Source organism: Pseudomonas bubulae (assembly GCF_037023725.1).
GTDB lineage: Bacteria > Pseudomonadota > Gammaproteobacteria > Pseudomonadales > Pseudomonadaceae > Aquipseudomonas > Aquipseudomonas bubulae.
In genome coordinates this window covers 4,499,521-4,524,536 of record NZ_CP146077.1, presented here as the reverse complement: position 1 = coordinate 4,524,536, position 25,016 = coordinate 4,499,521, and the positions used below count along the sequence as shown (strand labels likewise).

The 25,016-nt window shown below is 56.8% G+C and carries 24 protein-coding genes and 1 pseudogene; 17 read left to right on the top strand and 8 right to left on the bottom strand.

The genetic code is table 11. The features are described 5' to 3' along the window. Positions 1–89: 89 nt before the first annotated feature. From V6L81_RS20800 to V6L81_RS20775, 6 genes are all read left to right on the top strand, one after another. On the top strand, positions 90–1,379 hold the full coding sequence (locus V6L81_RS20800) for an ABC transporter substrate-binding protein (RefSeq protein WP_095019694.1): 1,290 nt from the start codon (positions 90–92) through the stop codon (positions 1,377–1,379). A 106-nt stretch (positions 1,380–1,485) separates the two neighbouring features. After that, positions 1,486–2,394 (top strand): carbohydrate ABC transporter permease, encoded by a 909-nt coding sequence (locus V6L81_RS20795; protein ID WP_095003275.1) that lies wholly within the window; start codon positions 1,486–1,488, stop codon positions 2,392–2,394. Next, positions 2,387–3,223, top strand: coding sequence for a carbohydrate ABC transporter permease (locus V6L81_RS20790; protein WP_095003274.1), 837 nt, complete (start codon positions 2,387–2,389; stop codon positions 3,221–3,223). Before V6L81_RS20795 ends, V6L81_RS20790 begins: the two co-directional genes overlap by 8 nt. Positions 3,224–3,226: 3 nt before the next feature. Continuing rightward, entirely contained in the window at positions 3,227–4,387 is a 1,161-nt protein-coding gene (locus V6L81_RS20785; protein ID WP_095003273.1) for an ABC transporter ATP-binding protein, read from the top strand. 84 nt (positions 4,388–4,471) lie between these two features. Further along, positions 4,472–5,809: a carbohydrate porin gene (locus V6L81_RS20780; protein ID WP_095003272.1), complete on the top strand. Its 1,338-nt coding sequence runs from the start codon at positions 4,472–4,474 to the stop codon at positions 5,807–5,809. A gap of 97 nt (positions 5,810–5,906) precedes the next feature. Beyond that, positions 5,907–6,770, top strand: coding sequence for a D-hexose-6-phosphate mutarotase (locus V6L81_RS20775; RefSeq protein WP_095003271.1), 864 nt, complete (start codon positions 5,907–5,909; stop codon positions 6,768–6,770). A gap of 22 nt (positions 6,771–6,792) precedes the next feature. Here V6L81_RS20775 and V6L81_RS20770 read toward each other — a convergent pair whose 3' ends face one another. After that, a complete protein-coding gene (locus V6L81_RS20770; RefSeq protein ID WP_169845242.1) occupies positions 6,793–7,653 on the bottom strand; it encodes a MurR/RpiR family transcriptional regulator in 861 nt (286 codons plus the stop codon). A gap of 205 nt (positions 7,654–7,858) precedes the next feature. Between V6L81_RS20770 and zwf the strand changes: the two genes are divergently transcribed. From zwf to V6L81_RS20755, 3 genes are read left to right on the top strand one after another with little or no spacing between them, the layout of a single operon-like run. Next, complete coding sequence (zwf, locus tag V6L81_RS20765; RefSeq protein ID WP_095003270.1) at positions 7,859–9,328, top strand: glucose-6-phosphate dehydrogenase; 1,470 nt, start codon at positions 7,859–7,861, stop codon at positions 9,326–9,328. Further along, complete coding sequence (gene pgl, locus V6L81_RS20760) at positions 9,315–10,028, top strand: 6-phosphogluconolactonase (RefSeq protein WP_095019695.1); 714 nt, start codon at positions 9,315–9,317, stop codon at positions 10,026–10,028. Before zwf ends, pgl begins: the two co-directional genes overlap by 14 nt. Before the next feature lie 17 nt (positions 10,029–10,045). Continuing rightward, the gene (locus V6L81_RS20755) at positions 10,046–10,711 is read left to right on the top strand and encodes a bifunctional 4-hydroxy-2-oxoglutarate aldolase/2-dehydro-3-deoxy-phosphogluconate aldolase (RefSeq protein ID WP_095003268.1); all 666 of its coding nucleotides are present in this window, start codon (positions 10,046–10,048) and stop codon (positions 10,709–10,711) included. 95 nt (positions 10,712–10,806) lie between these two features. On the opposite strand, the gene V6L81_RS20750 is transcribed toward V6L81_RS20755, so the two are convergent. Beyond that, a complete protein-coding gene (locus tag V6L81_RS20750; RefSeq protein ID WP_095032564.1) occupies positions 10,807–12,000 on the bottom strand; it encodes an aminotransferase class V-fold PLP-dependent enzyme in 1,194 nt (397 codons plus the stop codon). 12 nt (positions 12,001–12,012) lie between these two features. Next, the gene (locus V6L81_RS20745) at positions 12,013–12,249 is read right to left on the bottom strand and encodes a DUF3820 family protein (protein ID WP_019693207.1); all 237 of its coding nucleotides are present in this window, start codon (positions 12,247–12,249) and stop codon (positions 12,013–12,015) included. A gap of 208 nt (positions 12,250–12,457) precedes the next feature. On the opposite strand from V6L81_RS20745, the gene V6L81_RS20740 reads away from it, so the two are divergent. After that, positions 12,458–12,925 carry a PA2169 family four-helix-bundle protein gene (locus tag V6L81_RS20740; RefSeq protein ID WP_095003266.1) on the top strand — a complete coding sequence of 156 codons (468 nt, stop codon included), beginning with the start codon at positions 12,458–12,460 and terminating at the stop codon, positions 12,923–12,925. A gap of 119 nt (positions 12,926–13,044) precedes the next feature. On the opposite strand, the gene V6L81_RS20735 is transcribed toward V6L81_RS20740, so the two are convergent. Next, complete coding sequence (locus V6L81_RS20735; RefSeq protein WP_019829146.1) at positions 13,045–13,515, bottom strand: MaoC family dehydratase; 471 nt, start codon at positions 13,513–13,515, stop codon at positions 13,045–13,047. A 79-nt stretch (positions 13,516–13,594) separates the two neighbouring features. Beyond that, positions 13,595–14,539, bottom strand: coding sequence for an alpha/beta hydrolase (locus tag V6L81_RS20730; protein WP_095025547.1), 945 nt, complete (start codon positions 14,537–14,539; stop codon positions 13,595–13,597). A 208-nt stretch (positions 14,540–14,747) separates the two neighbouring features. On the opposite strand from V6L81_RS20730, the gene fadD2 reads away from it, so the two are divergent. Both fadD2 and fadD1 read left to right on the top strand, forming a co-directional pair. Next, positions 14,748–16,436, top strand: coding sequence for a long-chain-fatty-acid--CoA ligase FadD2 (fadD2, locus tag V6L81_RS20725; protein WP_338660303.1), 1,689 nt, complete (start codon positions 14,748–14,750; stop codon positions 16,434–16,436). A 329-nt stretch (positions 16,437–16,765) separates the two neighbouring features. Then, positions 16,766–18,457, top strand: a complete 1,692-nt coding sequence (gene fadD1 / locus V6L81_RS20720; protein WP_095003263.1) for a long-chain-fatty-acid--CoA ligase FadD1 — start codon at positions 16,766–16,768, stop codon at positions 18,455–18,457. A gap of 206 nt (positions 18,458–18,663) precedes the next feature. On the opposite strand, the gene V6L81_RS20715 is transcribed toward fadD1, so the two are convergent. Continuing rightward, positions 18,664–19,044 carry a hypothetical protein gene (locus V6L81_RS20715; RefSeq protein ID WP_016782092.1) on the bottom strand — a complete coding sequence of 127 codons (381 nt, stop codon included), beginning with the start codon at positions 19,042–19,044 and terminating at the stop codon, positions 18,664–18,666. Positions 19,045–19,325: 281 nt separating this feature from the next. Here V6L81_RS20715 and V6L81_RS20710 point away from each other — a divergent pair, with 281 nt between their 5' ends. Then, positions 19,326–20,279 carry a YihY/virulence factor BrkB family protein gene (locus V6L81_RS20710; RefSeq protein ID WP_095003262.1) on the top strand — a complete coding sequence of 318 codons (954 nt, stop codon included), beginning with the start codon at positions 19,326–19,328 and terminating at the stop codon, positions 20,277–20,279. Between the two features lie 2 nt (positions 20,280–20,281). Next, on the top strand, positions 20,282–20,821 hold the full coding sequence (def, locus tag V6L81_RS20705) for a peptide deformylase (protein WP_095003261.1): 540 nt from the start codon (positions 20,282–20,284) through the stop codon (positions 20,819–20,821). Here def and V6L81_RS20700 read toward each other — a convergent pair. After that, positions 20,775–21,221 carry a GNAT family N-acetyltransferase gene (locus V6L81_RS20700; protein ID WP_317757127.1) on the bottom strand — a complete coding sequence of 149 codons (447 nt, stop codon included), beginning with the start codon at positions 21,219–21,221 and terminating at the stop codon, positions 20,775–20,777. The genes def and V6L81_RS20700 overlap by 47 nt on opposite strands. Positions 21,222–21,825: 604 nt before the next feature. Here V6L81_RS20700 and V6L81_RS24280 point away from each other — a divergent pair. Together V6L81_RS24280 and V6L81_RS24275 are read left to right on the top strand one after the other, a co-directional pair. Beyond that, positions 21,826–22,596 (top strand): annotated as a pseudogene (locus tag V6L81_RS24280) (PAS domain-containing protein); the annotation flags it as partial. Beyond that, positions 22,573–23,145 (top strand): methyl-accepting chemotaxis protein, encoded by a 573-nt coding sequence (locus V6L81_RS24275; protein WP_371928113.1) that lies wholly within the window; start codon positions 22,573–22,575, stop codon positions 23,143–23,145. The pseudogene V6L81_RS24280 and the gene V6L81_RS24275, both read left to right, overlap by 24 nt. A gap of 34 nt (positions 23,146–23,179) precedes the next feature. Here the strand turns inward: V6L81_RS24275 and V6L81_RS20690 are convergent, their stop codons facing one another. Next, a complete protein-coding gene (locus V6L81_RS20690) occupies positions 23,180–24,211 on the bottom strand; it encodes a LacI family DNA-binding transcriptional regulator (protein ID WP_095003278.1) in 1,032 nt (343 codons plus the stop codon). A gap of 229 nt (positions 24,212–24,440) precedes the next feature. Between V6L81_RS20690 and V6L81_RS20685 the strand changes: the two genes are divergently transcribed. Then, the gene (locus V6L81_RS20685) at positions 24,441–24,974 is read left to right on the top strand and encodes a gluconokinase (protein ID WP_095003258.1); all 534 of its coding nucleotides are present in this window, start codon (positions 24,441–24,443) and stop codon (positions 24,972–24,974) included. Positions 24,975–25,016 lie beyond the last annotated feature (42 nt).

Below are 25,016 nucleotides of genomic sequence, written 5' to 3'. Positions count from 1 at the left end.
CGTTACGTGCAGGCAGTTTGCGATGGATACACTCTCTAGCAGCGCAAGCAAAAGACTTGCACAGCTATAACAACAAGAAAGGTCTCGACATGAATTCATTCAATCGCCTCGCCGTTGTCATTTCGCTTGCCACACTGTTCCCCCTGGGTGCTTATGCTGCCGCCCCTGCCGATTCCAAAGGCACGGTTGAAGTGGTGCATTGGTGGACCTCCGGCGGTGAAGCCAAAGCGGTTGATGTGCTGAAAAAACTGATCGAAAAAGACGGTTATACCTGGCAGGACAGCGCTGTAGCAGGCGGTGGCGGTGCTGCGGCCATGACCGTGCTGAAAACCCGCGCCGTCTCCGGCAACCCGCCATCAGCGGCGCAGATCAAGGGCCCGGACTTGCAGGAGTGGGGCGCACTGGGTTTGTTGACCAACCTCGATGAGGTGTCCAAGGCCAACAACTGGGATGGCATGCTGTCCAAGACCGTATCCGACACCATGAAGTACGACGGCCATTACGTGGCGGTACCGGTGAATATTCACCGGGTGAACTGGTTGTGGATCAACCCTGAAGTCTTCAAAAAGGCCGGTATCGACAAGGCGCCCACTACCCTTGACGAACTTTTTGCTGCGGGCGACAAGCTCAAGGCAGCGGGCTTTATTCCCCTGGCCCACGGCGGCCAGCCGTGGCAGGACAGCACGGTCTTTGAAGACCTGGTGCTGAGCGTCATGGGCCCGCAAGGCTATAAAAAAGCGTTCGTCGATCTTGATGAGAAAACCCTCACCGGCCCGCAGATGGCTGAAGTGTTCAGCAAACTGAAAAAACTCCAGGGCTATATGGACCCTGACGGCACCGGCCAGGACTGGAACCTGGAAGCGGCCAAGGTGATCAACGGCAAGGCCGGCATGCAGATCATGGGTGACTGGGCGAAAAGCGAATGGGCTGCTGCGGGCAAAAAGGCCGGTACTGATTTCGAATGCGTGCCGTTTCCGGGCACCCAGGGCAGCTTTACCTACAACATCGACTCGCTGGCGATGTTCAAACTCTCGGCGAAAAACAACACGCCGGGCAATATCGCCGCGCAAAACGACGTGGCCAAAGTCGCCCTTGAACCCGAATTCCAGTACGTGTTCAACCAGAACAAAGGCTCGATCCCGGTACGCAGTGACCTGGACATGAGCAAGTTCGACAGCTGTGCCCAGGCCTCGGCCAAGGATTTTGCCGAAGCGGGCAAAACCCACGGTCAGTTGCCGAGCATGGCGCATAACATGGCCACCTCGCTGGCGGTACAGGGCGCTATTTTCGACACGGTAAGCAACTTTATGAGCGACAAGAGTGCTGATCCGGCCACTGCCGGGAAAAAGCTCTATTCGGCCATCAAGTCGGCACAGTAATTCGTTGAGCTGACCCGCCACGCCTTGTGCGTGGCTCCCCCCCTTGTCCCTGGTTGTGCGGCATCTGCATTGGCGGATGCCGGCATACCCTGCCGGGAGTATTTCGATGAGTTCCGTGGCTGTGTTCAGCAAGGCCTCGCCCTTTGATGCGCTGCAGCGCTGGTTGCCCAAGCTGGTTTTGGCGCCGAGCATGCTGATCGTATTGGTGGGCTTTTATGGCTACATTTTTTGGACGTTCCTGCTGTCGTTCACCAACTCCAGTTTTATGCCCAGCTACCAGTGGGTCGGCCTGCAGCAATATGCGCGCTTGATGGCCAATGACCGCTGGTGGGTTGCGAGCAAGAACCTGGCGGTGTTTGGTGGCATGTTTATCGTCATCAGCCTGGTGATTGGCGTGTTCCTGGCGATTCTGCTCGACCAGCGGATTCGCAAGGAAGGTTTTATCCGCACCATCTACCTGTACCCGATGGCGCTCTCCATGATCGTCACCGGTACGGCCTGGAAATGGCTGCTCAACCCGGGCCTGGGGCTGGATAAAATGCTTCGTGACTGGGGCTGGGAAGGCTTTCGCTTTGACTGGCTGCTGGATCAGGACCGGGTGGTGTACTGCCTGGTGATCGCGGCGGTATGGCAGGCCTCCGGATTTGTCATGGCGATGTTTCTGGCCGGGTTGCGCGGGGTTGATCAGTCGATCATTCGTGCCGCTCAGGTCGACGGCGCAAACTTGCCGACCATCTACTTGCGCATTGTCCTGCCGAGCCTGCGACCGGTGTTTTTCAGCGCCTTCATGATCCTGGCGCACATTGCCATCAAGAGCTTCGACCTGGTGTCAGCGATGACTGCCGGTGGCCCTGGCTACTCCTCGGATCTGCCTGCGATGTTCATGTACTCCTTTACTTTCAGCCGTGGGCAAATGGGCATCGGTTCTGCCAGCGCGATCATGATGCTGGGCGCGATTCTGGCCATTCTCGTGCCGTATCTGTATTCCGAGCTGAGGAACAAACGCCATGATTAATGCTCAGCGTTTTACCTTCAGCCGTGTGGCGATCTACGCCACCCTGATCCTTGCGGCGGCGGTGTATCTGGTGCCGCTGGTGGTGATGCTGCTTACCAGTTTCAAAACCCCGGAAGACATCCGCACCGGCAACCTGCTGAGCTGGCCGCAAGTGATCGACGGTATCGGCTGGATCAAGGCCTGGGACACGGTGGGCGGGTATTTCTGGAACTCGGTGAAAATCACCGTGCCAGCGGTCCTGATTTCGACCTTTATCGGCGCCATGAACGGTTATGTCTTGTCGATGTGGCGTTTTCGCGGTTCGCAGCTGTTTTTCGGCCTGCTGTTGTTTGGCTGCTTCCTGCCGTTTCAGACGGTGTTGCTGCCGGCCTCGTTCACCATCGGCAAACTGGGGCTGGCCAACACCACCACCGGCCTGGTGCTGGTGCATGTGGTCTACGGTCTGGCCTTTACCACGCTGTTTTTCCGCAACTACTACGTGAGTATCCCGGATGCGCTGGTCAAGGCTGCGCGTCTGGACGGTGCGGGCTTTTTCACTATTTTCGGGCGCATCCTGCTGCCGATGTCGGTGCCCATCGTCATGGTCTGCCTGATCTGGCAGTTCACTCAAATCTGGAACGACTTTCTGTTTGGTGTGGTGTTTGCCAGTGGCGATGCGCAGCCGATTACGGTGGCGCTCAACAACCTGGTCAATACCAGCACCGGCGCCAAGGAATACAACGTGGACATGGCTGCGGCCATGATCGCGGGGCTGCCGACGCTGCTGGTCTACATCTTTGCGGGCAAGTATTTTCTGCGCGGGCTGACGTCCGGCGCGGTCAAGGGGTAAGGCATGGCGACTCTAGAATTACGCAACGTAAATAAATCCTACGGCAAGGGTTTGCCCGACACGCTGAAAAACATCGAGCTGAAAATCGATGACGGCGAGTTCCTGATTCTGGTGGGCCCTTCGGGCTGCGGCAAATCAACCCTGATGAACTGCATCGCCGGTCTTGAGAGCATCAGTGGCGGGGCGATTCTGGTGGACGATGCCGATATCAGCGGCATGAGCCCCAAGGACCGTGACATCGCCATGGTGTTTCAGTCCTACGCGCTGTACCCGACCATGAATGTCCGCGACAACATTGCCTTCGGCCTGAAGATCCGCAAGATGAGTGCGGCAGCCATTGACGAAGAAGTGGCGCGGGTGTCCAAACTGCTGCAGATCGAGCACCTGCTGACGCGCAAGCCCGGCCAGCTGTCCGGTGGCCAGCAGCAGCGCGTGGCCATGGGCCGGGCGCTGGCGCGGCGGCCGAAGATCTACCTGTTCGACGAGCCGCTGTCCAACCTCGATGCCAAGCTGCGGGTCGAGATGCGCACCGAAATGAAGCTGATGCACCAGCGCCTGAAAACCACCACCGTCTACGTTACCCACGACCAGATCGAAGCCATGACCCTGGGCGACAAAGTGGCGGTGATGAAGGACGGCATCATTCAGCAGTTCGGTACGCCGAAACAGATCTACAACGACCCGGCCAACCTGTTTGTCGCCAGTTTTATTGGCTCGCCACCGATGAACTTTATCCCCCTGCGTTTGCAGCGTCGCGACGGCCGCTTGCTGGCCTTGCTCGACAGCGGCCAGGCGCGTTGCGAGCTGCCGCTGGGTATGCAGGACGCCGGGCTGGAAGACCGCGATGTGATCGTGGGCATCCGCGCCGAGCAAATTGTGCTGGCGCCAGCCGAACCCAATGGCCTGCCGGTTATTCGCGCCGAGGTGCAGGTTGTCGAACCCACCGGCCCCGATACTCTGGTTTTTGTCAGCCTCAACGGCATCAAAGTGTGCTGCCGCATGGCTCCGGATGATGCCCCTGCGGTCGGTCAGAGCCTCAATTTGCAGTTCGATCCTGCCAAAGTGCTACTGTTTGATGCGAATACGGGGGAGCGTCTGGGGGCGATGAGTTCGCCTCAGGCTCAAGGCCGGGCTGATAACGTGGCGCAATTCAAGGGTCGTTAAGTCAACAGGGAGCCTGTTACCGGGCCTCCTTGCAGTTGTGCCGCGTTAAACAAAGCCAATAAGAAGACAACGAGGATTAAAGGGATGACTAACAGAATGACCCGCACCCGTCTGGCCTGCCAGCTATCGGCAATTGTCGCGCTAGGTCTGGGTGCAAGCAGTGTCTACGCCGACGAAGCCTTCAGTGCCGATTCGAAATGGATGACGGGCGACTGGGGCGGCGAGCGCACCAGACTGATCGAGCAGGGTATCGACATCAAGGCCGATTATGTCGGTGAAGTGGGCGCCAACCTGCACGGTGGCTACAACGACGACAAGACCGCACGCTACAGCGACCAGTTTGGTCTGGGTGTGGCGCTGGACCTGCAAAAGCTGTGGGGCTGGGACAACACCCAGGCGAAGATCCAGCTGACCAACCGTAATGGTCAGAATATCTCCAATGACCGTGTCGGTGATCCGCGTGCAGGGACCTTGAGTTCCTCCCAGGAAGTCTATGGCCGTGGCCATATGGTGCGTCTGACCCAATTGTGGATCCAGCACCAGTTCCTCGATGGCAAGCTGGACGTCAAGGCCGGTTATTTCGGTGAAGGCGAGGACTTCAACACCTTCCCGTGCGAATTCCAGAACCTGGCGTTCTGTGGCTCGCAGGTGGGTAACTGGGCCACCAACCTCTGGTACAACTGGCCGGTCAGCCAGGCGGCGCTGCGCGTGAAGTACAACATCACGCCTGAGTTGTACGCGCAAATCGGTGCGTACAACCAGAACCCGTCGCAACTGGAGCACGGCAACGGCTTCAAGCTCAGCGGCAGCGGTACCAAGGGCACTGTGTTGCCGGTTGAGTTGGTGTGGTCGCCCAAGGTCAACGACCTGCCGGGCGAATACCGTGTGGGTTACTACAAGAGCACGGCGCCTGCCGATGACGTGAAGGTCAATATCACCAATGATGGTCAGGACTATCGCGTACGTGACAGCAAACACGGCTACTGGTTTGTCGTGCAGCAGCAGCTCACTAGCCACAACGGTGACGCTTCGCGCGGCCTGCATATCGCGGCCAACGCCACTTTCCATGACAAGCAGACCAACATCGTCGACAACTATCAGTCGCTGATGTTTGTGTACAAAGGGCCGTTCGATGCCCGGCCCAAGGATGACATCGGCATTGGCGCCGCCCGTATTCATGTCAACGATGACGTGAAGAAAAGCGCCGAGCTGATCAATGCGTCCATCGGTGCCACCGACTACAGCGACCCCTTGTACACGCCGCTGCGCAATACCGAGTACAACTACGAACTCAACTACGGCTTCCACGTGACCAACTGGCTGACGGTGCGTCCAAACCTGCAGTACATCACTCACCCGGGTGGTGTGGACCAGGTAGACAACGCATTGGTGGCCGGACTGAAAATTCAGTCGACGTTCTAAATGCGCTAAGCTCCTTGTTTTTCCAGCGGATAGCCTTGGCTATCCGCTTTTTTTCGGGGCTGCACCCCCCGGCGCATGATTTTCAGGACTGCGGCACATGCATGAGCATCCGCTTCACCGTTTTTTCAAATCCAGACGCGAGCAGCCGGTTTTCCAGTGGGAGCGCTTTCAGCAGCGCGACGTACTGGTGATCGATCATCCGCATTGCCAGGCGGTGTTCAGCCGTCAGGGCGCGCAGTTGCTGCACTTCCAGCCGACCGGGCAAAAACCCTGGCTGTGGTGCGCTGCCAAGTGGCCGCAAGTGGGTGCGATACGTGGTGGGGTACCGATCTTCTGGCCCTGGTATGGCCGTCACCCCAGTGAAAACGCCTGGCCATCCCATGGCTGGGCGCGGTTGATCGACTGGAAGCTGCTCGATAGCAGCAGCGACGAAGAAGGGGTGACCTTGCACTGGCGCTTGCAGCTGTGCGATTGGCAGGTGGATTTGCATGCGCGATTGGGCGAAGAAATGGAGCTGCGCCTGAGCACCGAACATCAGGACGACGAGCCTTGCCAGGTGAGCCAGGCGTTGCGCGCTTACTGGCGAATTGGTGATGTTGCTGAGGTAGCGCTGTCCGGTCTGGACGGAGCGCACGGCTACGACCAGTTGAACCGTGAGGTATGCCAGCAGAAAGGCGAGTTACGGGTGGGAGGTGGTTGTCAGCGGGTGTTCCAGCATGACGGCGAAATGCAGCTCAATGACCATGCCTGGCAACGGGCTTTGAGCATCGACACGGGTGATCAGGGCAGCACGGTGGTCTGGCATCCCGGCAAGCGGCCGTTGCTGGGGGTGAGCTGGAACGAAGTGATGGGCTTTGTGTGTGTGGAGTCCACGAGTGGCGGTACCCATAACCAGGCCCTTGCCCCGGGCGAGCAGGCTCATTTGAGCTTGCAGGCGAGGGCGGGGCTTTGCAGCGTCTGATGGGGCATTACCAAGCGCTTGCCTAGTTGAACTCATCGCCCACCGGATAGCGGCTGGCGTTGAGGCTTTCCTTGATTTTGCGCAGGTGTGGCTGGAAGTCCACGCCGCGGCGCAGGGTCATGCCGGTTGCCAGTACATCCAGTACGGTCAGCTGGATGATGCGCGAGGTCATCGGCATATAGATGTCGGTGTCTTCGGGCAGCGGGATGTTCAGGCTCAGGGTGCTGGCCTTGGCCAGTGGCGAGTTTTCCGCAGTTAGCCCCAGTACCGAGGCACCGTTGGCGCGCGCAATGCGAGCCACTTCCACCAGTTCACGGGTGCGACCGGTGTAGGAAATAATCACGAACAATTCACCCGTGTGCGCCACCGAGGCGATCATGCGCTGCATCAGCACGTCGGCGTGGGCGGTGACGGCCAGGTTGAAGCGGAAGAACTTGTGTTGCGCATCCAGTGCCACCGGTGCAGAAGCGCCCAAGCCAAAAAAGTGGATCTGCCGGGCCTGGATCAGCAAGTCGACGGCGCGGCTGATAAGGTTGGGGTCCAGTGCCTGGCAGGCACTGTCCAGCGAGGCGATGGCGCTGCCGAAGATTTTTTGTGTATACGCGGCCGGATTATCGTCTGCCTCTACCGCGCGGCTCACGTAAGCTGCGCCGCTGGCCAGGCTTTGTGCCAGTTGCAGCTTTAACTCGGGGTAGCCGCTGACACCAAATGAACGGCAGAAACGGTTAACCGTGGGTTCGCTGACAGAAGCTGCCTGCGCCAGGGCGGCGATGCTGAATCGGGTCGCCTGCTGCGGGTTCTGCAAAATGATTTCGGCCACTTTGCGCTCGGCCTTGTTCAGGTCTTCGAGGCGGCCCTTGATCTGTTCGAGTAAATTTCGCACGCGGTCCATTTATGGTCCTTGGGTCAGCGATGCAAGAACCGGACTAAAGCGGTTCTGGAAGGTGGCCTATCCTACTGGTGGCCTGTGACGACCACTAGCAGGAATCTGTATTTTGAGAAAATGTTGTGTTTATTACTACATTTTTCCTTGAGTGATACCTTGAAAAAAGGTATTTGTAGCTTAACTTGATAAAAGAACAAACATCATGCCTTCGATTACGGTTGAACCGTGCACCTTTGCCTTGTTCGGCGCCCTTGGCGATCTGGCCCTGCGCAAGCTGTTTCCTGCCTTGTACCAACTGGATCGCGCCGGTCTGCTGCATGCCGACACACGCATTCTCGCGCTGGCCCGAGAGCCGGGCGAGGCCTCCACGCACCTGGCGCATATCGACAGCCAGTTGCGCCAGTATCTGGGCGAGAAGGAAATCGAAGTCGAAGCATTGAACCGCTTCCTGGCTCGCTTGAGCTACCTGCATGTGGATTTTTTCAAGACTGAAGATTACCTGGCGCTGGCTGAAATGGCCGGCACAGAGCAGCGCCTGATCGCTTACTTCGCCACTCCGGCGGCTGTGTACGGTGCCATTTGCGAGAACCTGTCCGCGGTCGGCCTGGCTGAAAACACCCGTGTGGTGCTGGAAAAGCCCATCGGTTCGGATCTTGAGTCTTCGCGCAAGGTCAACGATTCCGTGGCGCAGTTCTTCCCCGAGAACCGCACTTACCGCATCGACCACTACCTGGGCAAAGAGACCGTACAAAACCTGATCGCGCTGCGTTTTGCCAACAGCCTGTTCGAGACCCAGTGGAACCAGCGCTACATCTCCCACGTTGAAATCACCGTGGCCGAGAAAGTCGGCATCGAGGGCCGCTGGGGCTATTTCGACAAGGCTGGCCAACTGCGCGACATGATCCAGAACCACCTGCTGCAGTTGCTGTGCCTGATTGCCATGGACCCGCCTGCGGACCTGTCGGCCGACAGCATTCGCGACGAAAAGGTCAAAGTGCTCAAGGCCCTGGCCCCGATCAGCGCCGAAGGCCTGACCACCCAGGTGGTACGCGGCCAGTACATTGCCGGTTACAGCGAAGGTCAGTCGGTGCCGGGTTATCTGGAGGAAGAAAACTCCAACACCCAGAGTGACACCGAGACCTTTGTGGCACTGCGCGCCGATATTCGTAACTGGCGTTGGGCAGGGGTGCCGTTCTACCTGCGCACCGGCAAGCGCATGCCACAAAAGCTCTCGCAAATCGTTATCCACTTCAAGGAGCCGTCGCACTACATCTTTGCTCCCGAGCAGCGCCTGCAAATCGGCAACAAGCTGATTATTCGCCTGCAACCGGACGAAGGTATTTCCTTGCGGGTAATGACCAAGGACCAGGGCCTGGATAAAGGCATGCAACTGCGCAGCGGACCGTTGCAATTGAATTTTTCTGACACTTATCGCAGCACACGGATTCCGGATGCTTACGAGCGCCTGTTGCTCGAAGTCATGCGCGGCAACCAGAACCTGTTTGTACGCAAAGATGAAATTGAAGCGGCATGGAAATGGTGCGACCAGTTGATCGCCGGCTGGAAAAAGTCCGGTGATGCGCCCAAGCCTTACGCGGCGGGGTCCTGGGGGCCGATGAGTTCCATTGCACTGATTACGCGGGACGGGAGGTCTTGGTATGGCGATATCTGATTTGAAACTGCCTGAAGGTGTGAGCTCGCACACCTTCAAGAACCCGGCGTTGTTGGCCGAAGGGCTGGCAACAAAAGTTGCCGGGCAATTGAACCAGGCTATCGCCGAGCAGGGCGTTGCCACTCTGGTGGTGTCCGGCGGCCGCAGCCCGGTGGCGTTTTTCCAAAGCTTGATCAAGCAGCCGGTCGATTGGTCGAAAGTGGTTGTCAGCCTGGCGGATGAACGCTGGGTGCCGGTCGAGCATGCCGACAGCAACGCGGGCCTGCTTAAAAAGCATCTGCTCCAAGGCCCGGCGGCCAAAGCCCGTTTTGTCGGCTTGTATAACGCTGCAGCCACGGTAGAAAAGGCTGCGCTGGAGGCCGATCAGGGGCTGGCCGAGTTGCCGCCGATCGATGTGCTGATCCTGGGTATGGGCGATGACGGGCATACCGCGTCGCTGTTCCCCAATAGCCCGAATCTGAGTGAAGCCCTGCAACTGGACAACCCGCGTCGTTGCTGGGCGATGCTGGCGCCAACGGTGCCGCACCAGCGTCTGAGCATGAGTCGCAGCCTGTTGGCGAGCGCGAAGCACAAGGTGCTGTCGATCCAGGGCCAGTCCAAATTGAACACCCTCAACGAAGCGCTGGGGGGCACAGATGTTGCCGCCTTGCCGATTCGTGCCTTCCTGCAACCTACGTTAGAGATTTACTGGTGCCCATGAGCCAAGGATCAGCTGCCATGACAACAACAATTGCGAACGTATCGATGGCGGATAAAGTCGCCCTGATCGACAGCCTGTGTGAGCGAGCACGAATTCTGCCGGTGATTACCATTGCCCGCGAACAAGACATCCTGCCTTTGGCGGATGCGCTGGCGGCCGGTGGTCTGACGGCGCTGGAAGTGACCCTGCGTTCGGCGTTCGGCCTCAAGGCCATTCGTATCCTGCGTGACCAGCGCCCTGAGCTGGTGACAGGTGCGGGTACCGTACTGGATCGCCATATGCTGGCGGCGGCGGAAGACGCCGGTTCGCAATTTATTGTTACTCCGGGCATTACCCGTGACTTGCTCGAGGCCAGTGTTGCCAGCGACATTCCGCTGCTGCCGGGCATCAGCAATGCTTCCGGGATCATGGAAGGCTATGGCTTGGGTTACCGCCGTTTCAAACTGTTCCCTGCAGAAGTCAGCGGCGGTGTAGCGGCGATCAAGGCCCTCGGCGGCCCTTTTGGCGAAGTGAAATTCTGCCCGACCGGCGGTGTTGGTCCGGCTAATATCCGCAACTACATGGCCTTGAAAAACGTGATGTGCGTGGGCGGTAGCTGGATGCTGGACAGCGAATGGATCAAGAACGGCGACTGGGCCCGAATCCAGGAATGCACCGCTGAGGCGCTTGCCCTGCTGGATTGATGTTTTAGTTACGAATGTGTTGTGTGTTCTACGGTTTTTGGTGCGCTTGGTCGGCGCACCTTTTTTTTGCCTGAAAAATACCCGCTCCCACAAGGTTATGTGTGAGCTTGCGAAAGCTCGCGCAGCGCCCGCACCAGTTGGTTGATGTCATCCAGCGTGGTGGCAAAGCCCACTGTTACCCGGATACAACTGCCACACGCCGAACCGTTGCGGGCTACGGTGAACAGGTTGTAGTCCTTGAGCAGGCGATCAACCATCGGTTGTTGATCCTGCACATGGGTAAAGCGCAGCGAAGTGATTGCGCAATACAAGCGCGGATCATCGTTGACCAGCACTTCAATGCCCTCGATCTTGCGCGCCTCGCTGACCCACAGGTTGCGCAGGTAGTTGAGTCGGGCACCCTTGCCTCGGGCGCCACCCATCTCATGGTGTTCCTGCAGCACCTTGGTCAGGGTTAGCCAGGCGGGGATGTTGACCGTGCCATAAACGGCGCGGTTGCGCACATCCGGCTCGGGGTAGCGCTCATTGCCCATATCGGGGTCAATGTCGCCCAGGCGCTGGGGATCGATATACATCAGGCCCAGGGTCAGCGGCGCGCCAATCCATTTATGCAGGTTGAAACCGGCAAAGGCCACACCCAGTGCCGGCAGGTCCAGTTCGATCTGCCCCAGGGCATGGGCACCGTCCAGAATCACGTCAACCCCATGCTCTTTTGCCGCCGCAACAATGGCCTCCACGGGCATGACCAGGCCAGTGCGATGGGTAACGTGAGTGAGCGCCATCAGCTTGATCCGCGGGTTACGTTCAAATGCCTGGCGATAGCTGGCCACCAGGCTTTCAAACGTGGCTGGGTGCGTGTGGGAGATTTCGATAATTTCCAGGCCGCGTTGGCGTGCCACTCCACGCATGGCGTATTCGACGCTGTGGTATTCCAGGTCGCTGATCAGCAATTGATCGCCCGTTTGCAGGCCATTGTAGTTGCGGATCAATGATTGCAGGCCGTCAGACGCGCAAAAGGTCAGCGCCAGGCCGGCAGGGGCTACACCAAGCAACCCCGCCAGCGAGTCGCGAATTTCCAGGCCCTGAGTGGTATCGAAGTGCTGGCGCACAGGCACCGAGTTGTTGCGGTTAATAAAGTCGATATTACGCTGGTAGTCCTGTGCCACGTCGCGGGTCATACGCCCGAAGTAGCCGTTCTCCAGATTGATCGGGCCGGGCGCAAGGTCGTAGCGCTCGGCAATTGCTTGCCAGAAGTGTTCGTCGCGGGCGTTGTCTTCAATCCTTGGCATGGGGCAGCTCTATCAATGGCGGGGTTTGGGTTTTCCGTGTTTGGCGCGTAACGGGTCGAGCAGGTCCGACAGGCCGTTATGATCAATCTCTTGCATCAGGGCCAGCAAGCCGCCCAGTTCTCCGTGGGGGAAACCTTCACGGGCGAACCAGTTGAGGTACTGGCCGGGCAGGTCGGCGATGATTCGGCCCTTGTATTTGCCGAAGGGCATTTCACGAGTGACCAGCAGTTCGAGTTTTTCGGGGTTCATGCAGCGGCCCTTAGATGGGTAAAGCTGTGGAAATCAAAATACAGGCAATTTGCATGAAGGCCAATTGACAGATCATGCATATAAACCGGATACAGATTTTTTGATATTTATTAAGCCATTGATATTTAAGGATTTTATTTAATTATAAAACTGGCACGAGCCCTGCAACCTCTATTGCACGATCCTCAACCTTGTAAGGAATTGAACAATGACTGACCTTAATAAAGAAGCCATTAGCATCCTGAACGATCTGATCGAAACCAGCAAAGACGGCCAGGAAGGATTTAAAAGCTGTGCCGAAGATATCAAGCACCCGGAGCTGAAGGCTCTGTTTGCCAAGCGTTCAGCCGATTGCGCTGCCGCAGCTGCCGAACTTCAGGCTCAAGTTCGAGCCCTGGGTGGTGACCCGGAAACCAGCACCAGCGTGGCCGGTGACTTGCATCGCCGTTGGGTGGATGTGAAGTCCGTGTTTACCGGCAAAGACGAAGAAGCGGTGCTCAACGAAGCCGAGCGCGGCGAAGACCATGCGCTGAAGGCTTATAAAGAAGCGCTGGAAAAAATCAGCAAGCACAACCTGGTCGGCATTCGTGATCTGGTAGAGCGTCAGTACCACGGCGTGCAACGCAACCACGATCAGGTCAAGGCGCTGCGCAATCAGGCCCGTGCCCGTGCATGATTAGCTTGAAGCTGTAGTTCCAAAAATGTGGGAGCGGGCTTGCTCGCGATGCAAAAACTCGATTGATCAGAATGATCGAGTTGATGCTATCGCGAGCGAGCCCGCTCCCACATTGCGTTTTAGCCAATGCTGATCGCAGGCAGTACCGGCAGGGTCACGGTTTGTTGCTTGCGTGGCGCAATGATTTCGGCCTCGCCATCAACAACGATTTCATCGCGCTGGTTGAATACGCGAGTAGCAATGCGCACACGGAACTTGGGCAGTTTTTCCAGGATTTCCAGGCGCACGGTGAGGGTGTCACCGATTTTCACCGGTTTCTGAAAGCTCATTTGCTGGCCGACATAGATGGTGCCCGGGCCAGGCAGCTCGCAGGCTACGGCAGCACTTATCAGCGCACCACTGAACATGCCATGGGCAATACGCTCCTTGAACATGGTGGCGGCGGCGAACTCGGGGTCGAGGTGCACCGGATTGTGGTCGCCGGACATGGCCGCAAAAAGCTGAATGTCACGCTCTCCGACGGTTTTGCTGTAGCTGGCTGTCTGGCCGACTTCGAGGGCTTCGTACGGGGTGTTGGTAACCTGAGTCATCTAGCGCATGTCCTGTGACGAGTGTTTGGTTTTAAAGCTATGATTTTAAAAGCTTTTTAGGTGTAAATCTGTTTTTCGCTCATTCGCTTCGCGACGGGCGGGAGTGGCTCAATGCCTGATTTAGCCACTTAATTACATCAGCCATGACTTCATCGCGGTTGGTTTCGTTGAAGAGTTCATGCCGCGCTTGCGGATACAGATTCAGTTGCAACTGACGATTGCCGGCATTTCGCAATGCCCTGGCCAGATCAGTGAGACGCTTGCCTTCACTCACCGGATCACATTCGCCGCCGATTATCAGCAGCGGCAGGCCCGGATCGATCTGAGCGAGATTGGACGCTTTGCTGATTTGCTGCAACCCGCCGAGCAGGTCGATCCACAGTTGGTTGGTGCACCGAAAGCCGCACAGGGGGTCGCTGGCGTAGGCATCGACCTGGGCCGGATCGCGGCTGAGCCAGTCATACGGCGTGCGATTGGGTTTGAAGGCCTTGTTGAACGAGCCGAACGACAACCATTCGATCAGCGCACTGCGGCCCTTGGCTCCCTGGCGCCAACGCTCTAATCGGGCGATCAGGCTGGCTGCACGATAGAGCGCCACCGGCTGGAAATTCGAAGCACTCAGAATCACCCCTTGCAGGCTGGCACTGTGATGCATCACATACGCCTGCGCGATATAGCTGCCCATGCTGTGCCCGAGCAAAAAAACCGGTATGCCAGGGTGGGCCTGGCCGATATGCCGGCTCAGGCTGGCCACGTCGCTGACCACCGCGCACCAGCCATCATTGTCGGCAAAATAGCCCAGGGTGCCGCGCTCGGCTGTTTTACCGTGACCGCGCTGATCATGGGCATACAGGGCAAAGCCGGCAGCACACAGGGCCTGGCCGAGGTGCGTATAACGGCCACTGTGTTCAGCCATGCCATGAGCCAGCAGGACAACAGCCCTGGGTGTACTGTCCGGCAGCCACTGGTTAACGAAAAGACCGCTGCGGTCATTCGCTTCCAGCCAGAAAGTCTCAGGGGTCATGGCATTTCCTTTATTTGTTGTCGTAGCAGTGTATCGCGCATTTGCGAGGGGGCCAGTTAACGGGGGGCACGCAGTAATAAGATTCAAGATGTAAATGGCGAAGATCGCTGTATTTGCCTACAACTTGATAACTGTTACCGTCCGCAGGCTGCGCTTTTCCTTAGACAAGAGACGCGGCCAGGCACTCTCAGGTACGAGGATAAATACAATGCAACCTGATTTCTGGAATGACAAACGTCCCGCCGGTGTACCGCTGGATATCGACATGACGGCCTTCAAGTCGGTCGTTGACGTGTTTGAACGCTCCTGCAAGAAATTCGCGGATCGCCCGGCCTTCAGCAATCTGGGTGTGACCATCACCTATGCCGAGCTTGAGCGTCACAGTGCCGCGTTTGCCGGTTATCTACAGGAGTACACCGATCTCAAACCGGGTGACCGGATCGCCGTACAAATGCCCAATACCCTGCAATACCCGATTGCCGTTTTCGGCGCGATGCGTGCCGGGCTGATTGTGGTCAACACCAACCCGCTCTACACCTCGCGCGAGATGCGCCATCAGTTCAAGAGCGCCGGGATTCGGGCGCTGGTGTACCTGAACATGTTCGGCAAGCGGGTACAGGAAGTGCTGCAAGACACCGAAATCGACTACCTGATCGAAGCCAGAATGGGCGACATGATGCCGGCCGCCAAAGGCTGGATCACCAACCTGGTGGTCGACAAGGTGAAAAAACTGGTGCCTGCCTATCAGTTGCCCCAGGCCATTTCCTTCAAGAGCGTCTTGCGCCGGGGCGCGGGGCAGGTGATCCGCCCGTTGGCGGTAACGCTGGATGATATCGCCGTCCTGCAGTACACCGGCGGCACCACCGGCCTGCCCAAGGGCGCGATGCTCACCCATGGCAATCTGGTCGCCAATATGCAGCAGATTCGTGCGTGCCTGTCCCAGCATGCCGAAGATGGCCTGCCGATGTTCAAGGACGGTCAAGAGATCATGGTGGCACCGTTGCCGCTTTACCATATCTACGCATTCACGGCCAATTGCATGTGCATGATGGTTACGGGCAATCACAACCTGTTGATTACCAATCCGCGCGATATCAAGGGTTTTATCAAGGAGCTGAAAAACTGGAAGTTCTCCGGGTTGCTGGGCTTGAACACCCTGTTTGTGGCTCTGATGGACCATCCTGACTTTAAAGACCTGGATTTCTCCCACCTCAAGCTCACCAACTCAGGCGGTACTGCGCTGGTCAAGACCACAGCTGAGCGTTGGGAAAGGCTCACCGGCTGTCGCATCGTCGAAGGCTATGGCTTGACTGAAACCTCACCGGTGGCCAGTGCCAACCCTTACGGCCCGCAGGCGCGTCTGGGCACTGTGGGCATGCCGGTACCGGGAACGCTGATGAAGGTGATCAGCGATGATGGCAATGAGGTTGGGCTGGGTGAGCGCGGCGAGTTATGCGTCAAAGGCCCGCAAGTGATGAAGGGCTACTGGCAAAACCCCGAGGCCACGGCCGAAGTACTGGATGCCGAGGGCTGGTTCAAGACCGGTGATATCGCCGTGATTGATCCGGACGGTTTTGTCCGCATCGTCGATCGCAAGAAAGACCTGATTATTGTCTCCGGCTTTAATGTGTACCCCAACGAAATCGAGGACATCGTGATGGCGCATCCCAAAGTTGCCAATTGCGCGGTTATCGGCGTCCCCGACGAGCGCACGGGGGAGGCGGTTAAACTGTTTGTGGTGCCGCGCGCAGGCGGGGTGACGGTTGAGGAACTCACGGCTTACTGCAAGGACAATTTCACCGGTTACAAGGTGCCCAAGCAAATCGTGTTGCGTGATGCCTTGCCCATGACGCCGGTTGGAAAAATCCTGCGTCGTGAGTTACGGGATACCGCCTGATTCGTTCACTGTGGCGACAGACGCTCGCTGGCCGAAAGGCCGCGAGCGTTTTTTTATGTCTAGGATAAGGGGTTGTAATGCTTGAGATAGAGGGCTTACTTAGTTAATAGAGTGTTTGCACTAATGATGACTTTGGATTGTCCTACAGTCAGGTTGGTTACTCTAAACCCGGTTTTTGGCTCTAGGCGGCCTTTGGCAAAGCTGCTACTCTCGGCGCGCTTTGTGACTTCAGGGTAAGTGAAAGTCAGAGCTGTCCATTATAAAAATCAAACAAATAAGAACCGCACCCGATGCGGTGAAGAATTCGCGACGCTGAGGAGTGGGCTTCCATGATTGAAGGCTTTTGGAAGGATAAGTACCCAGCTGGGATTGCTGCTGAAATCAATCCAGATGAATATCCAAATATTCAGACGGTACTGCGGGAATCTTGCCAGCGTTTCGCCGATAAACCGGCGTTCAGTAACCTCGGCAAAACCATTACCTACGGTGAGCTCTATGAGCAGTCGGGCGCTTTTGCAGCCTGGTTGCAGCAGCACACCGACTTGCAGCCGGGCGATCGCATCGCCGTGCAGCTGCCCAACCTGTTGCAATACCCGATTGCTGTGTTCGGAGCCATCCGCGCCGGTTTGATTGTGGTCAACACCAACCCGCTGTACACCGCGCGGGAAATGGAACACCAGTTCAAGGATTCCGGTGCCAAGGCACTGGTGTGCCTGGCGAACATGGCGCATCTGGCTGAAAAAGTCGTGCCCCAGACGTCGGTCAAGTATGTGATCGTCACCGAAGTGGCTGACATGCTGTCGCCTTTCAAGCGGGTGCTGATCAATAGCGTCATCAAGTACGTGAAAAAGATGGTCCCTGCTTATCATTTGCCACAGGCCGTCAAGTTCAACGACGTGCTGAGCAAAGGCCAGGGCCAGCCGGTCAAGGAAGCCAGCCCGGTGAGCAGTGATGTTGCCGTGCTGCAATACACGGGCGGCACTACCGGTGTGGCCAAGGGCGCGATGCTGACCCATCGCAACCTGATCGCCAACATGTTGCAGTGCAAGGCATTGATGGCCTCCAACCTCGATGAAGGTTGTGAAATCCTGATTACGCCTTTGCCGCTGTATCACATCTACGCCTTTACCTTTCACTGCATGGCGATGATGCTACTGGGCAATCACAACGTATTGATCAGTAACCCCCGTGATTTACCGGCGATGGTCAAAGAGCTGTCCAAGTGGAAATTCACCGGTTTTGTCGGCCTCAATACCCTGTTTGTGGCGCTGTGCAACAGCGAGGCGTTCCGCAAGCTGGATTTCTCGGCCCTCAAAGTGACGCTCTCGGGTGGCATGGCCTTGCAACTGTCGGTGGCCGAGCGCTGGAAGACCGTGACCGGTTGCCCGATCTGCGAAGGTTATGGCATGACCGAGACCAGTCCGGTAGCCACGGTCAACCCGGCCCAGAGCATTCAGATCGGTACCATTGGCATTCCGGTGCCTTCGACCCTGTGCAAAGTGATTAACGATGCCGGCGAAGAGCTGCCGCTGGGTGAAGTCGGCGAGCTGTGCATCAAGGGCCCGCAGGTCATGAAAGGCTACTGGGAGCGTCCTGACGCCACCGCCGAGATCATGGACAGCGAAGGCTGGTTGAAATCCGGTGATATCGCAGTGATTCAGCCTGATGGCTACATGCGTATCGTTGATCGCAAAAAAGACATGATTCTGGTGTCGGGCTTCAATGTTTACCCCAACGAGCTGGAAGACGTGATGGCCTCCTTGCCGGGCGTATTGCAGTGCGCTGCAATCGGTATTCCGGACGAGAAGACCGGTGAGCTGATCAAGGTGTTTATCGTGGTCAAGCCGGGTATGACGCTGACCAAGGAACAGGTCATGACGCATATGCGTGCCAACCTGACGGCTTACAAGGCGCCCAAGTTCGTCGAGTTCCGCGACAGCTTGCCGACCACCAACGTGGGCAAGATCCTGCGTCGTGAGTTGCGAGACGAAGAACTGAAAAAGCTGGGCCTCAAGAAGTAACAGGCCTGGATACGAAAAATCCCCGCAATGCGGGGATTTTTCGTTTTGATACGGTGAAGGTCTGTTGTAGCAGCTGCCGAAGGAACACTGCAACTGTGGGAGCGAGCCTGCTCGCGAAGGTCGTTCGCGAGCAGGCTCGCTCCCACAATAGGGCTTGACCTGCAACAGAGTATCTACAGGTCGGCCACAGGTTTTGGCCTTTGGGTTTATTTCTGTAAAAACTGTGCGAAGTTGACGCCAGTACCTGTAGGACGCACGTCCTGCAGATAGGAGTCCTTGTCTGCACTCAACTCCAGGCTCATGGTCGGCGTACGCTTGTGCGTTGCACGTACTACCATGCCTTCGCGTTTTTCACGCAGGAATGCAGTCGTTACCTTCAGGTGCAGCAGTTCGTCGGTGCTTGGGGTGTGCAGGAGCAGATGCACCCATTCGTACTGGCCGACGGCCAGGCGCGCCAGCGGAATATCGAACCACCAGATGTTCTTGTTGGTGTTCAGTGCGGCGAAATGGCAGTTGTTGACGCCGAGTACCGCGCCGCCGAGTTCCTGGTTCCTGCGGGCAATAGCCAGCTTTTTATCGAGTTTCATAACCTTCCTACAATTGCGGATCTTCAGCGCCATAGCCTGAATACGTCGCGTATTCTCGGGGGTTAGCGGGCAAACATAAAGCCCAACCTGCGCTGATCGACGAAATGATGGGCAGAAAATAAATGAAACTCGATGCCGGACCACAAGGTCAATGTTGGGTTGGCCTTTTTACGGGTTTGGCGATCCGGTATTTTCAAAGTCGCCAATTGGGCTACTTTTAGGTAAAACCCTTCGCTTGGAGGCGTGTTGACCTCATTAACGGTGCGGCGAAAGGAGACGCTATGTTATTCCCAGGCTTGAACGGCCTGCCTTTGGGCAAAGTCTTGATCCGAACGGTCAAGGAATTTATCGACGATGAAATGTCGACCTACGCCTCGGCGCTGGCCTATCAAATGCTGTTTTCGTTATTCCCTTTCATTCTGTTCCTGATTGCATTGATCGGTTTTTTGCATCTGCCAGACTTCTTTACCTGGTTGCGCCTGCAGTCCGAACTGGTACTGCCGCCGCAAGCGCTGGAGCAGGTCAACCCGGTGATCGACCAGTTGCAGCAATCCAAGGGCGGATTGCTTTCGGTAGGTATCGTCATTGCGCTATGGACGGCTTCTGCGGGTGTGCGCCTGATGATGAGCGCAATGAATGCTGCCTACGACGTGGTTGAAGGGCGCCCTGTCTGGAAACGTTTTCCGCTGTCGATTTTCTACACGATCGGCATTGCCGGCATGCTGCTGGTCGCCGCCGCACTGATGGTGCTCGGACCGCAGGTGATGAGCTGGCTGGCGGGGCAGGTGGGGCTTGAAGACTTTGTGGTCACGCTGTGGACCATCCTGCGCTGGCCGGCGATTATTTTGCTGATGATGGTGGCAGTGGCGTTGATGTATTACGTGATGCCCGATGTTGAGCAGAAATTCCGTTTTATTACCCCGGGCTCGGTGCTGGCGGTAGTGGTCTGGATTGTGGCTTCCTTGGGGTTTGCCTTTTATGTCAAAACCTTCGCGGACTACAACGCCATGTATGGCAGTATCGGTGCAATCATCGTGCTGTTGCTTTACTTCTACATTTCGGCCGCGGTGCTGTTGCTGGGCGCTGAAATGAATGCTGTGATCGAACATATGTCGGCTGAAGGCAAAAATCCGGGCGAGAAGACATTCGATGAGTCTGCCGACCCTGATCCAAAGCAGCATGTCTCTGGCCTTGGCCGCGACCACTCCCTTAAATCCACTTCTGATGAAACCTGACCATGATTCGTGAAATCCTGAAAATGGGTGATGAGCGTTTATTACGTGTGGCCCAACCGGTGCCGGATGAGATGTTCGACACGCCAGAACTCTGGCAACTGCTCGACGATATGTTGCAGACCATGGAACACGCTGGCGGCGTGGGCCTGGCAGCGCCGCAGATTGGCGTTGACCTGCAACTGGTGGTGTTCGGTTTCGAGCACAGCGAGCGTTACCCGGATGCCGAAGCCGTGCCGCAGACCATTCTGATCAACCCGCTGATCACGCCGCTGAGCCCGGCAGTTGAAGAGGACTGGGAGGGTTGCCTGTCGGTGCCGGGTCTACGTGGGGTCGTCGAGCGCTTCCACAAGATCCGCTACGAAGGTTTCACCCCCAAGGGTGAGCCAATCGTACGGATTGCAGAGGGGTTTCATGCGCGGGTCGTGCAGCATGAGTGCGATCACTTGATCGGTCGTCTGTATCCGTCACGGATCAAGGACTTCAGCAAGTTCGGTTTTATTGAGGTGCTGTTTCCTGATCTGGATCCGCACACCAAGGAGTAAGGCCCATCGCTATCATCGCTTTGTTGCGTTGATAGCGAACCAGCCGCTCATGTAGGGCATGGGGCAATTCCACCTCCAGGCTAAACCCCAGCTTTTCATAAAACCCCTGCAACTGCGGGTCGCAGAACAACCAGATCGGGCCATCGACGGCAGCTATTGCCTGGCTGACCAGATCGCCAGCCACCCCTTGGCCGCGTAGCGCTGGCGCGACAAAAAGCCCGGTCAGCCAGTGGCCGTGAGCCATTGGCCGCAAACATAAACCGGCAATAATCCCCTCTTTGCGGGCGACCCATAACTGCGCTTCCCTGACCGCCTTCATCGATGATTGATGTGTGCGATAAAACTTGTTCATCAGTGGCCATAAAGCCGCTTCAAGCGGGGCGTAAATAATGGCAGTCATAAGTCCACAGGCTCGGGGGAGGGGCGCGCAGTATAAATAACTAAAAGGCAGATTTCTGCGGGTTATCTGAATAGTGTGGGTGATCTGTATTCGGAATTAAAGGGTACACATACGCATTCATTTCGAAATAACCGACTTTAAATGAAAGTTCACCATGGATCAGTGCTATACCTCAGTGAACAACCCTGGTTACTGGAGTGCATAACATGTCCAAAGGTATGGATTCAAAGAAAGCAGCGAAGAAAAAGCCGGCTAAAACAGCCGATGAAAAACGCGCTGACAAGAAAGCCAAAAAAACTGATACCGGATTGTTTGGTCATTAAGTGGATTTACCGGGGCCCGCTCCTCGGGGCCCTGTCACTTTTAATACTGCATCATCCATTTGGTAAATTTTTAAAGCGTGAGCGTTCCGTCGCAGGTTGATGGCCATTTGCTTGCGCGCGTCATTTGGCTAGCTATGCTCCATGTTTACGGGGTCGTAGCCATAAGTGCTCAAACCCTCGAAGTGCGTACAGCTCTAACGTTAAGAGTGAGATACCCAGCTGATTGGCTGCGTCTTGAAACTTTTGAATTATCAATAGACAGCACCTCCAGGGATTGAGCCATGTTTAATTCGCATCGCAAAGCCGATCTGCTCGAAAATCAACGTCTTAGCGGCTTATTAAATGACATGGCCGCTAAAGTGCAGGCTATCAGCCGTTCCATGGCAATTATTGAGTTCGCCCCTGACGGCACCATTCTGGATGCCAACGAGAATTTTTGTCGGGTTGTGGGTTATTCCGCTGACGAGATTCGGGGCAAGCACCATCGGCTATTTTGCGAAGCGGCTTACGTTAAATCCAGTGAGTACAACAATTTCTGGCGGGACCTGGCCCGAGGCGAACCTTTGAGCGGCACCTTTTCACGGCTCGACAAGGCGGGGCGTGAGGTGTGGCTGGAAGCCAGTTACATGCCCATCGTCGGCGCTGACCAGCACGTTGTGCGTGTCATCAAGGTGGCTTCGGATGTCACAGATCGAATCAATAAAGAACACGAAACCCAGAGCATCGTAAACGCCCTGAGCCGGTCGATGGCGGTGATCGAGTTTTCACCGGATGGGCGGGTAATCAATGCCAACCAGAACTTCCTCGACACCATGCATTACTCGCTGAGCGAAATTGTCGGCCAGCATCACGGCATGTTCTGTCGTCGAAGCGAGGCCGAGTCAGCCGGCTACAAGGCTTTCTGGGCCTCGCTCAATCGCGGCGAGTACCATTCCAGACGATTTGAGCGGGTCGACAAACACGGTCATACGGTGTTTCTCGAGGCCTCCTATAACCCCATCTTCGATGCCAGGGGGCGCCTGTACAAAGTGGTGAAATTCGCCAGTGATATCACTGCTCAGGTCACCAACCTGCAGACTGCCGCCGAATCGGCCCACAGCACTTCGGTGCAAAACGATGCCTGCGCGCAGAAGGGCTCGCAGGTGGTGCAGCAAACCGTGCAAATCATCGAGGCCATTTCCAAAGACCTTAATGAAGCAGCGCAGAGCATTGATGCGGTAAGCAAACAGTCGGACAGTATCGGCAAGATCGTGCAGACCATTCGTGGTATTGCGGATCAAACCAATTTACTGGCGCTCAATGCCGCGATCGAGGCAGCGCGGGCGGGGGAGCACGGGCGCGGCTTTGCCGTGGTGGCCGATGAGGTCAGAAGCCTTGCGGCGCGCACCAGTGCTGCCACCCTGGAAATTGTCGAAGTGGTGCGTCGAAATCATGATCTGTCGCTGAGCGCTGTGACCAGCATGCAGTCGAGCCTTAGCCGCACAGGGCTTGGTGTTGAGCTGGCAAATGAGGCCGGGGAAGCGATTCTGGAAATCCAGCAAGGCTCCCGGCATGTGGTCGATGCCATCAGCCAGTTCAACTCGACGTTGCAACTGCATTAAAGCTGTACTGTGTACATGATGAGGGTGAGGGGCTTTAACTGCTTTCACGCACCATGAGTTCAAAGCCCATGTCCTGAACAGGGTTGGCAACTTTATTGCCTGCCATCAGTGTCAGCATCTGCTCGGCTGCGCGACGGCCAATGGCTTCCCGGGGCGTACGAATACTGCTCAGGCGAGGCACCATAAACTCTGAAGACGGGAGGTCGTTAAAGCCCAGTACGGCGATTTGCTCCGGGATTTTGATGCCGATGCGTGCAGCCTCAAGCAAGGCGCCCTGGGCCAGGTCGTCGTTGCCGAAAAAGATCGCATCCACTTGTGGATGGCTGGCGAGCAATTGCAGGAACAATTCGCCCCCCAGGCCAACCGAAGACGGACGTGGCGTCAGTACTTCAAGATCAGGGTTGTACAGTCCGGCTTCCTGCAAAGTGCGGCGATAACCCTCACCGCGCAGCAACGTGCGTTGATCGAGCTGGGCGCCGATATAGGCCAGATGTCTGCGGCCACGGGAGATCAAGTGCCGGGCAGCTGTTTCACCGGCCTGCAGCTGTGAAAAGCCGACGCAGTTCAAGCCCTCGGCGGCATCCAGCTCCATCATGTACACGCAGGGTACATTGCTGGTCTCGATCATCCGCCGTGAGCTTTCCGAACGATCAAAACCGGTCAGCAGCAGGCCTCGGGGTTGGTAGGCCATATAGTTGCGCAGCAAATTTTCTTCTTCGTCACGGGAATAGTGGAAGTTGCCGATCAATACTTCAAAGCCACGGGGGCGCAACACGTCATGGATGGCTTCGAGGGTGTCTATAAAAAGCAGGTTGGACAGCGAAGGTACCAGCACCACGACAGAATGACTCTGCGCCGAAGCTAGCGCGCGGGCGGCGGGATTGACCACATAGTTCAGCTCGTCGGCAGCAACACGGACCTTTTCGGCCAGCTCCGTGGCAACGCTGCTGATACCGCGCAGGGCTCGCGAGGCGGTGATGGGGCTGACCCCCGCAAGGCGGGCAACTTCGTTAAGGGTGGGGCGACCCGTGGTCCGGGTGTTTTTATCGTTTTTGGAGGTGGTCATCAGGGCGGCTTGCCAAACAAAAAACAAGTCACTAAGGTAGCGCTGTCCTGGCGGACCCGCAATTGCCTGATTGCGTGTAAATCAGTTACCCCAGCTTTGTATGTCGAGAGCGTCTCCGCGTCTCCCCATAAAAATGAGAAATAGACGTCGGTAGCCTAAGCTTTGTGCTTTGCTTTCAAGTATTGAACGCATGAACAAAGACAGCGCTGTCTACGGACTGAGGTGTTTCATGAGTCAACCTATCACTGCTCTGGTCATCATGGGTGTTGCCGGCTGCGGCAAATCCAGCGTTAGCCAGGCATTGTGCCAGCTCAATGGCGCGACCCCGATTGAAGGCGATGCGTTTCACCCGGCGGCCAACATTGCCAAGATGAGTGCCGGTATTCCCCTGACCGATGAAGACCGTGCCGGCTGGCTTGACAGCCTGTGCGACGAATTGCGTCGTGCGGTTGCCAGTGGTCAGCGCCCGGTGCTGACCTGTTCGGCACTCAAGCTGCGTTATCGCGAGCGTTTACGCAGTGCGGTAGATGGTCTGGGTTTTGTGTTTCTGGAGCTGACCCCTGAGGTGGCGGCTGCCCGGGTGGCCGATCGTCCGGGGCACTTTATGCCCAAGACCCTGATCGACAGCCAGTTCGCTGCGCTTGAATCACCGACCAATGAATCCTTGGTGCTGACTCTGAATGCAGCCCAGATGAACGTTAAGCAATTAGCAAGCGCCGCCCGAGACTGGTGGTGCGAGCAGACGGTAATGGCAACTTCATGATGTTGTTTCAAACAGATAGCGCTATCTGCCTCGGCTGTAGCT

Coding starts and splice junctions, on each gene's coding strand:
- V6L81_RS20715 (WP_016782092.1), bottom strand. CDS start 19,044: ATGAAACTCGATAAAAAGCTGGCTATTGCCCGCAGGAACCAGGAACTC.
- V6L81_RS20685 (WP_095003258.1), top strand. CDS start 24,441: ATGAGTCAACCTATCACTGCTCTGGTCATCATGGGTGTTGCCGGCTGC.
- V6L81_RS20710 (WP_095003262.1), top strand. CDS start 19,326: ATGTTATTCCCAGGCTTGAACGGCCTGCCTTTGGGCAAAGTCTTGATC.
- V6L81_RS20740 (WP_095003266.1), top strand. CDS start 12,458: ATGACTGACCTTAATAAAGAAGCCATTAGCATCCTGAACGATCTGATC.
- V6L81_RS20700 (WP_317757127.1), bottom strand. CDS start 21,221: ATGACTGCCATTATTTACGCCCCGCTTGAAGCGGCTTTATGGCCACTG.
- V6L81_RS20690 (WP_095003278.1), bottom strand. CDS start 24,211: ATGACCACCTCCAAAAACGATAAAAACACCCGGACCACGGGTCGCCCC.
- V6L81_RS20745 (WP_019693207.1), bottom strand. CDS start 12,249: ATGAACCCCGAAAAACTCGAACTGCTGGTCACTCGTGAAATGCCCTTC.
- V6L81_RS20730 (WP_095025547.1), bottom strand. CDS start 14,539: ATGACCCCTGAGACTTTCTGGCTGGAAGCGAATGACCGCAGCGGTCTT.
- pgl (WP_095019695.1), top strand. CDS start 9,315: ATGGCGATATCTGATTTGAAACTGCCTGAAGGTGTGAGCTCGCACACC.
- V6L81_RS20800 (WP_095019694.1), top strand. CDS start 90: ATGAATTCATTCAATCGCCTCGCCGTTGTCATTTCGCTTGCCACACTG.
- fadD2 (WP_338660303.1), top strand. CDS start 14,748: ATGCAACCTGATTTCTGGAATGACAAACGTCCCGCCGGTGTACCGCTG.
- V6L81_RS20750 (WP_095032564.1), bottom strand. CDS start 12,000: ATGCCAAGGATTGAAGACAACGCCCGCGACGAACACTTCTGGCAAGCA.
- V6L81_RS20735 (WP_019829146.1), bottom strand. CDS start 13,515: ATGACTCAGGTTACCAACACCCCGTACGAAGCCCTCGAAGTCGGCCAG.
- V6L81_RS20780 (WP_095003272.1), top strand. CDS start 4,472: ATGACTAACAGAATGACCCGCACCCGTCTGGCCTGCCAGCTATCGGCA.
- V6L81_RS20790 (WP_095003274.1), top strand. CDS start 2,387: ATGATTAATGCTCAGCGTTTTACCTTCAGCCGTGTGGCGATCTACGCC.
- V6L81_RS20785 (WP_095003273.1), top strand. CDS start 3,227: ATGGCGACTCTAGAATTACGCAACGTAAATAAATCCTACGGCAAGGGT.
- V6L81_RS20755 (WP_095003268.1), top strand. CDS start 10,046: ATGACAACAACAATTGCGAACGTATCGATGGCGGATAAAGTCGCCCTG.
- zwf (WP_095003270.1), top strand. CDS start 7,859: ATGCCTTCGATTACGGTTGAACCGTGCACCTTTGCCTTGTTCGGCGCC.
- def (WP_095003261.1), top strand. CDS start 20,282: ATGATTCGTGAAATCCTGAAAATGGGTGATGAGCGTTTATTACGTGTG.
- fadD1 (WP_095003263.1), top strand. CDS start 16,766: ATGATTGAAGGCTTTTGGAAGGATAAGTACCCAGCTGGGATTGCTGCT.
- V6L81_RS20775 (WP_095003271.1), top strand. CDS start 5,907: ATGCATGAGCATCCGCTTCACCGTTTTTTCAAATCCAGACGCGAGCAG.
- V6L81_RS20795 (WP_095003275.1), top strand. CDS start 1,486: ATGAGTTCCGTGGCTGTGTTCAGCAAGGCCTCGCCCTTTGATGCGCTG.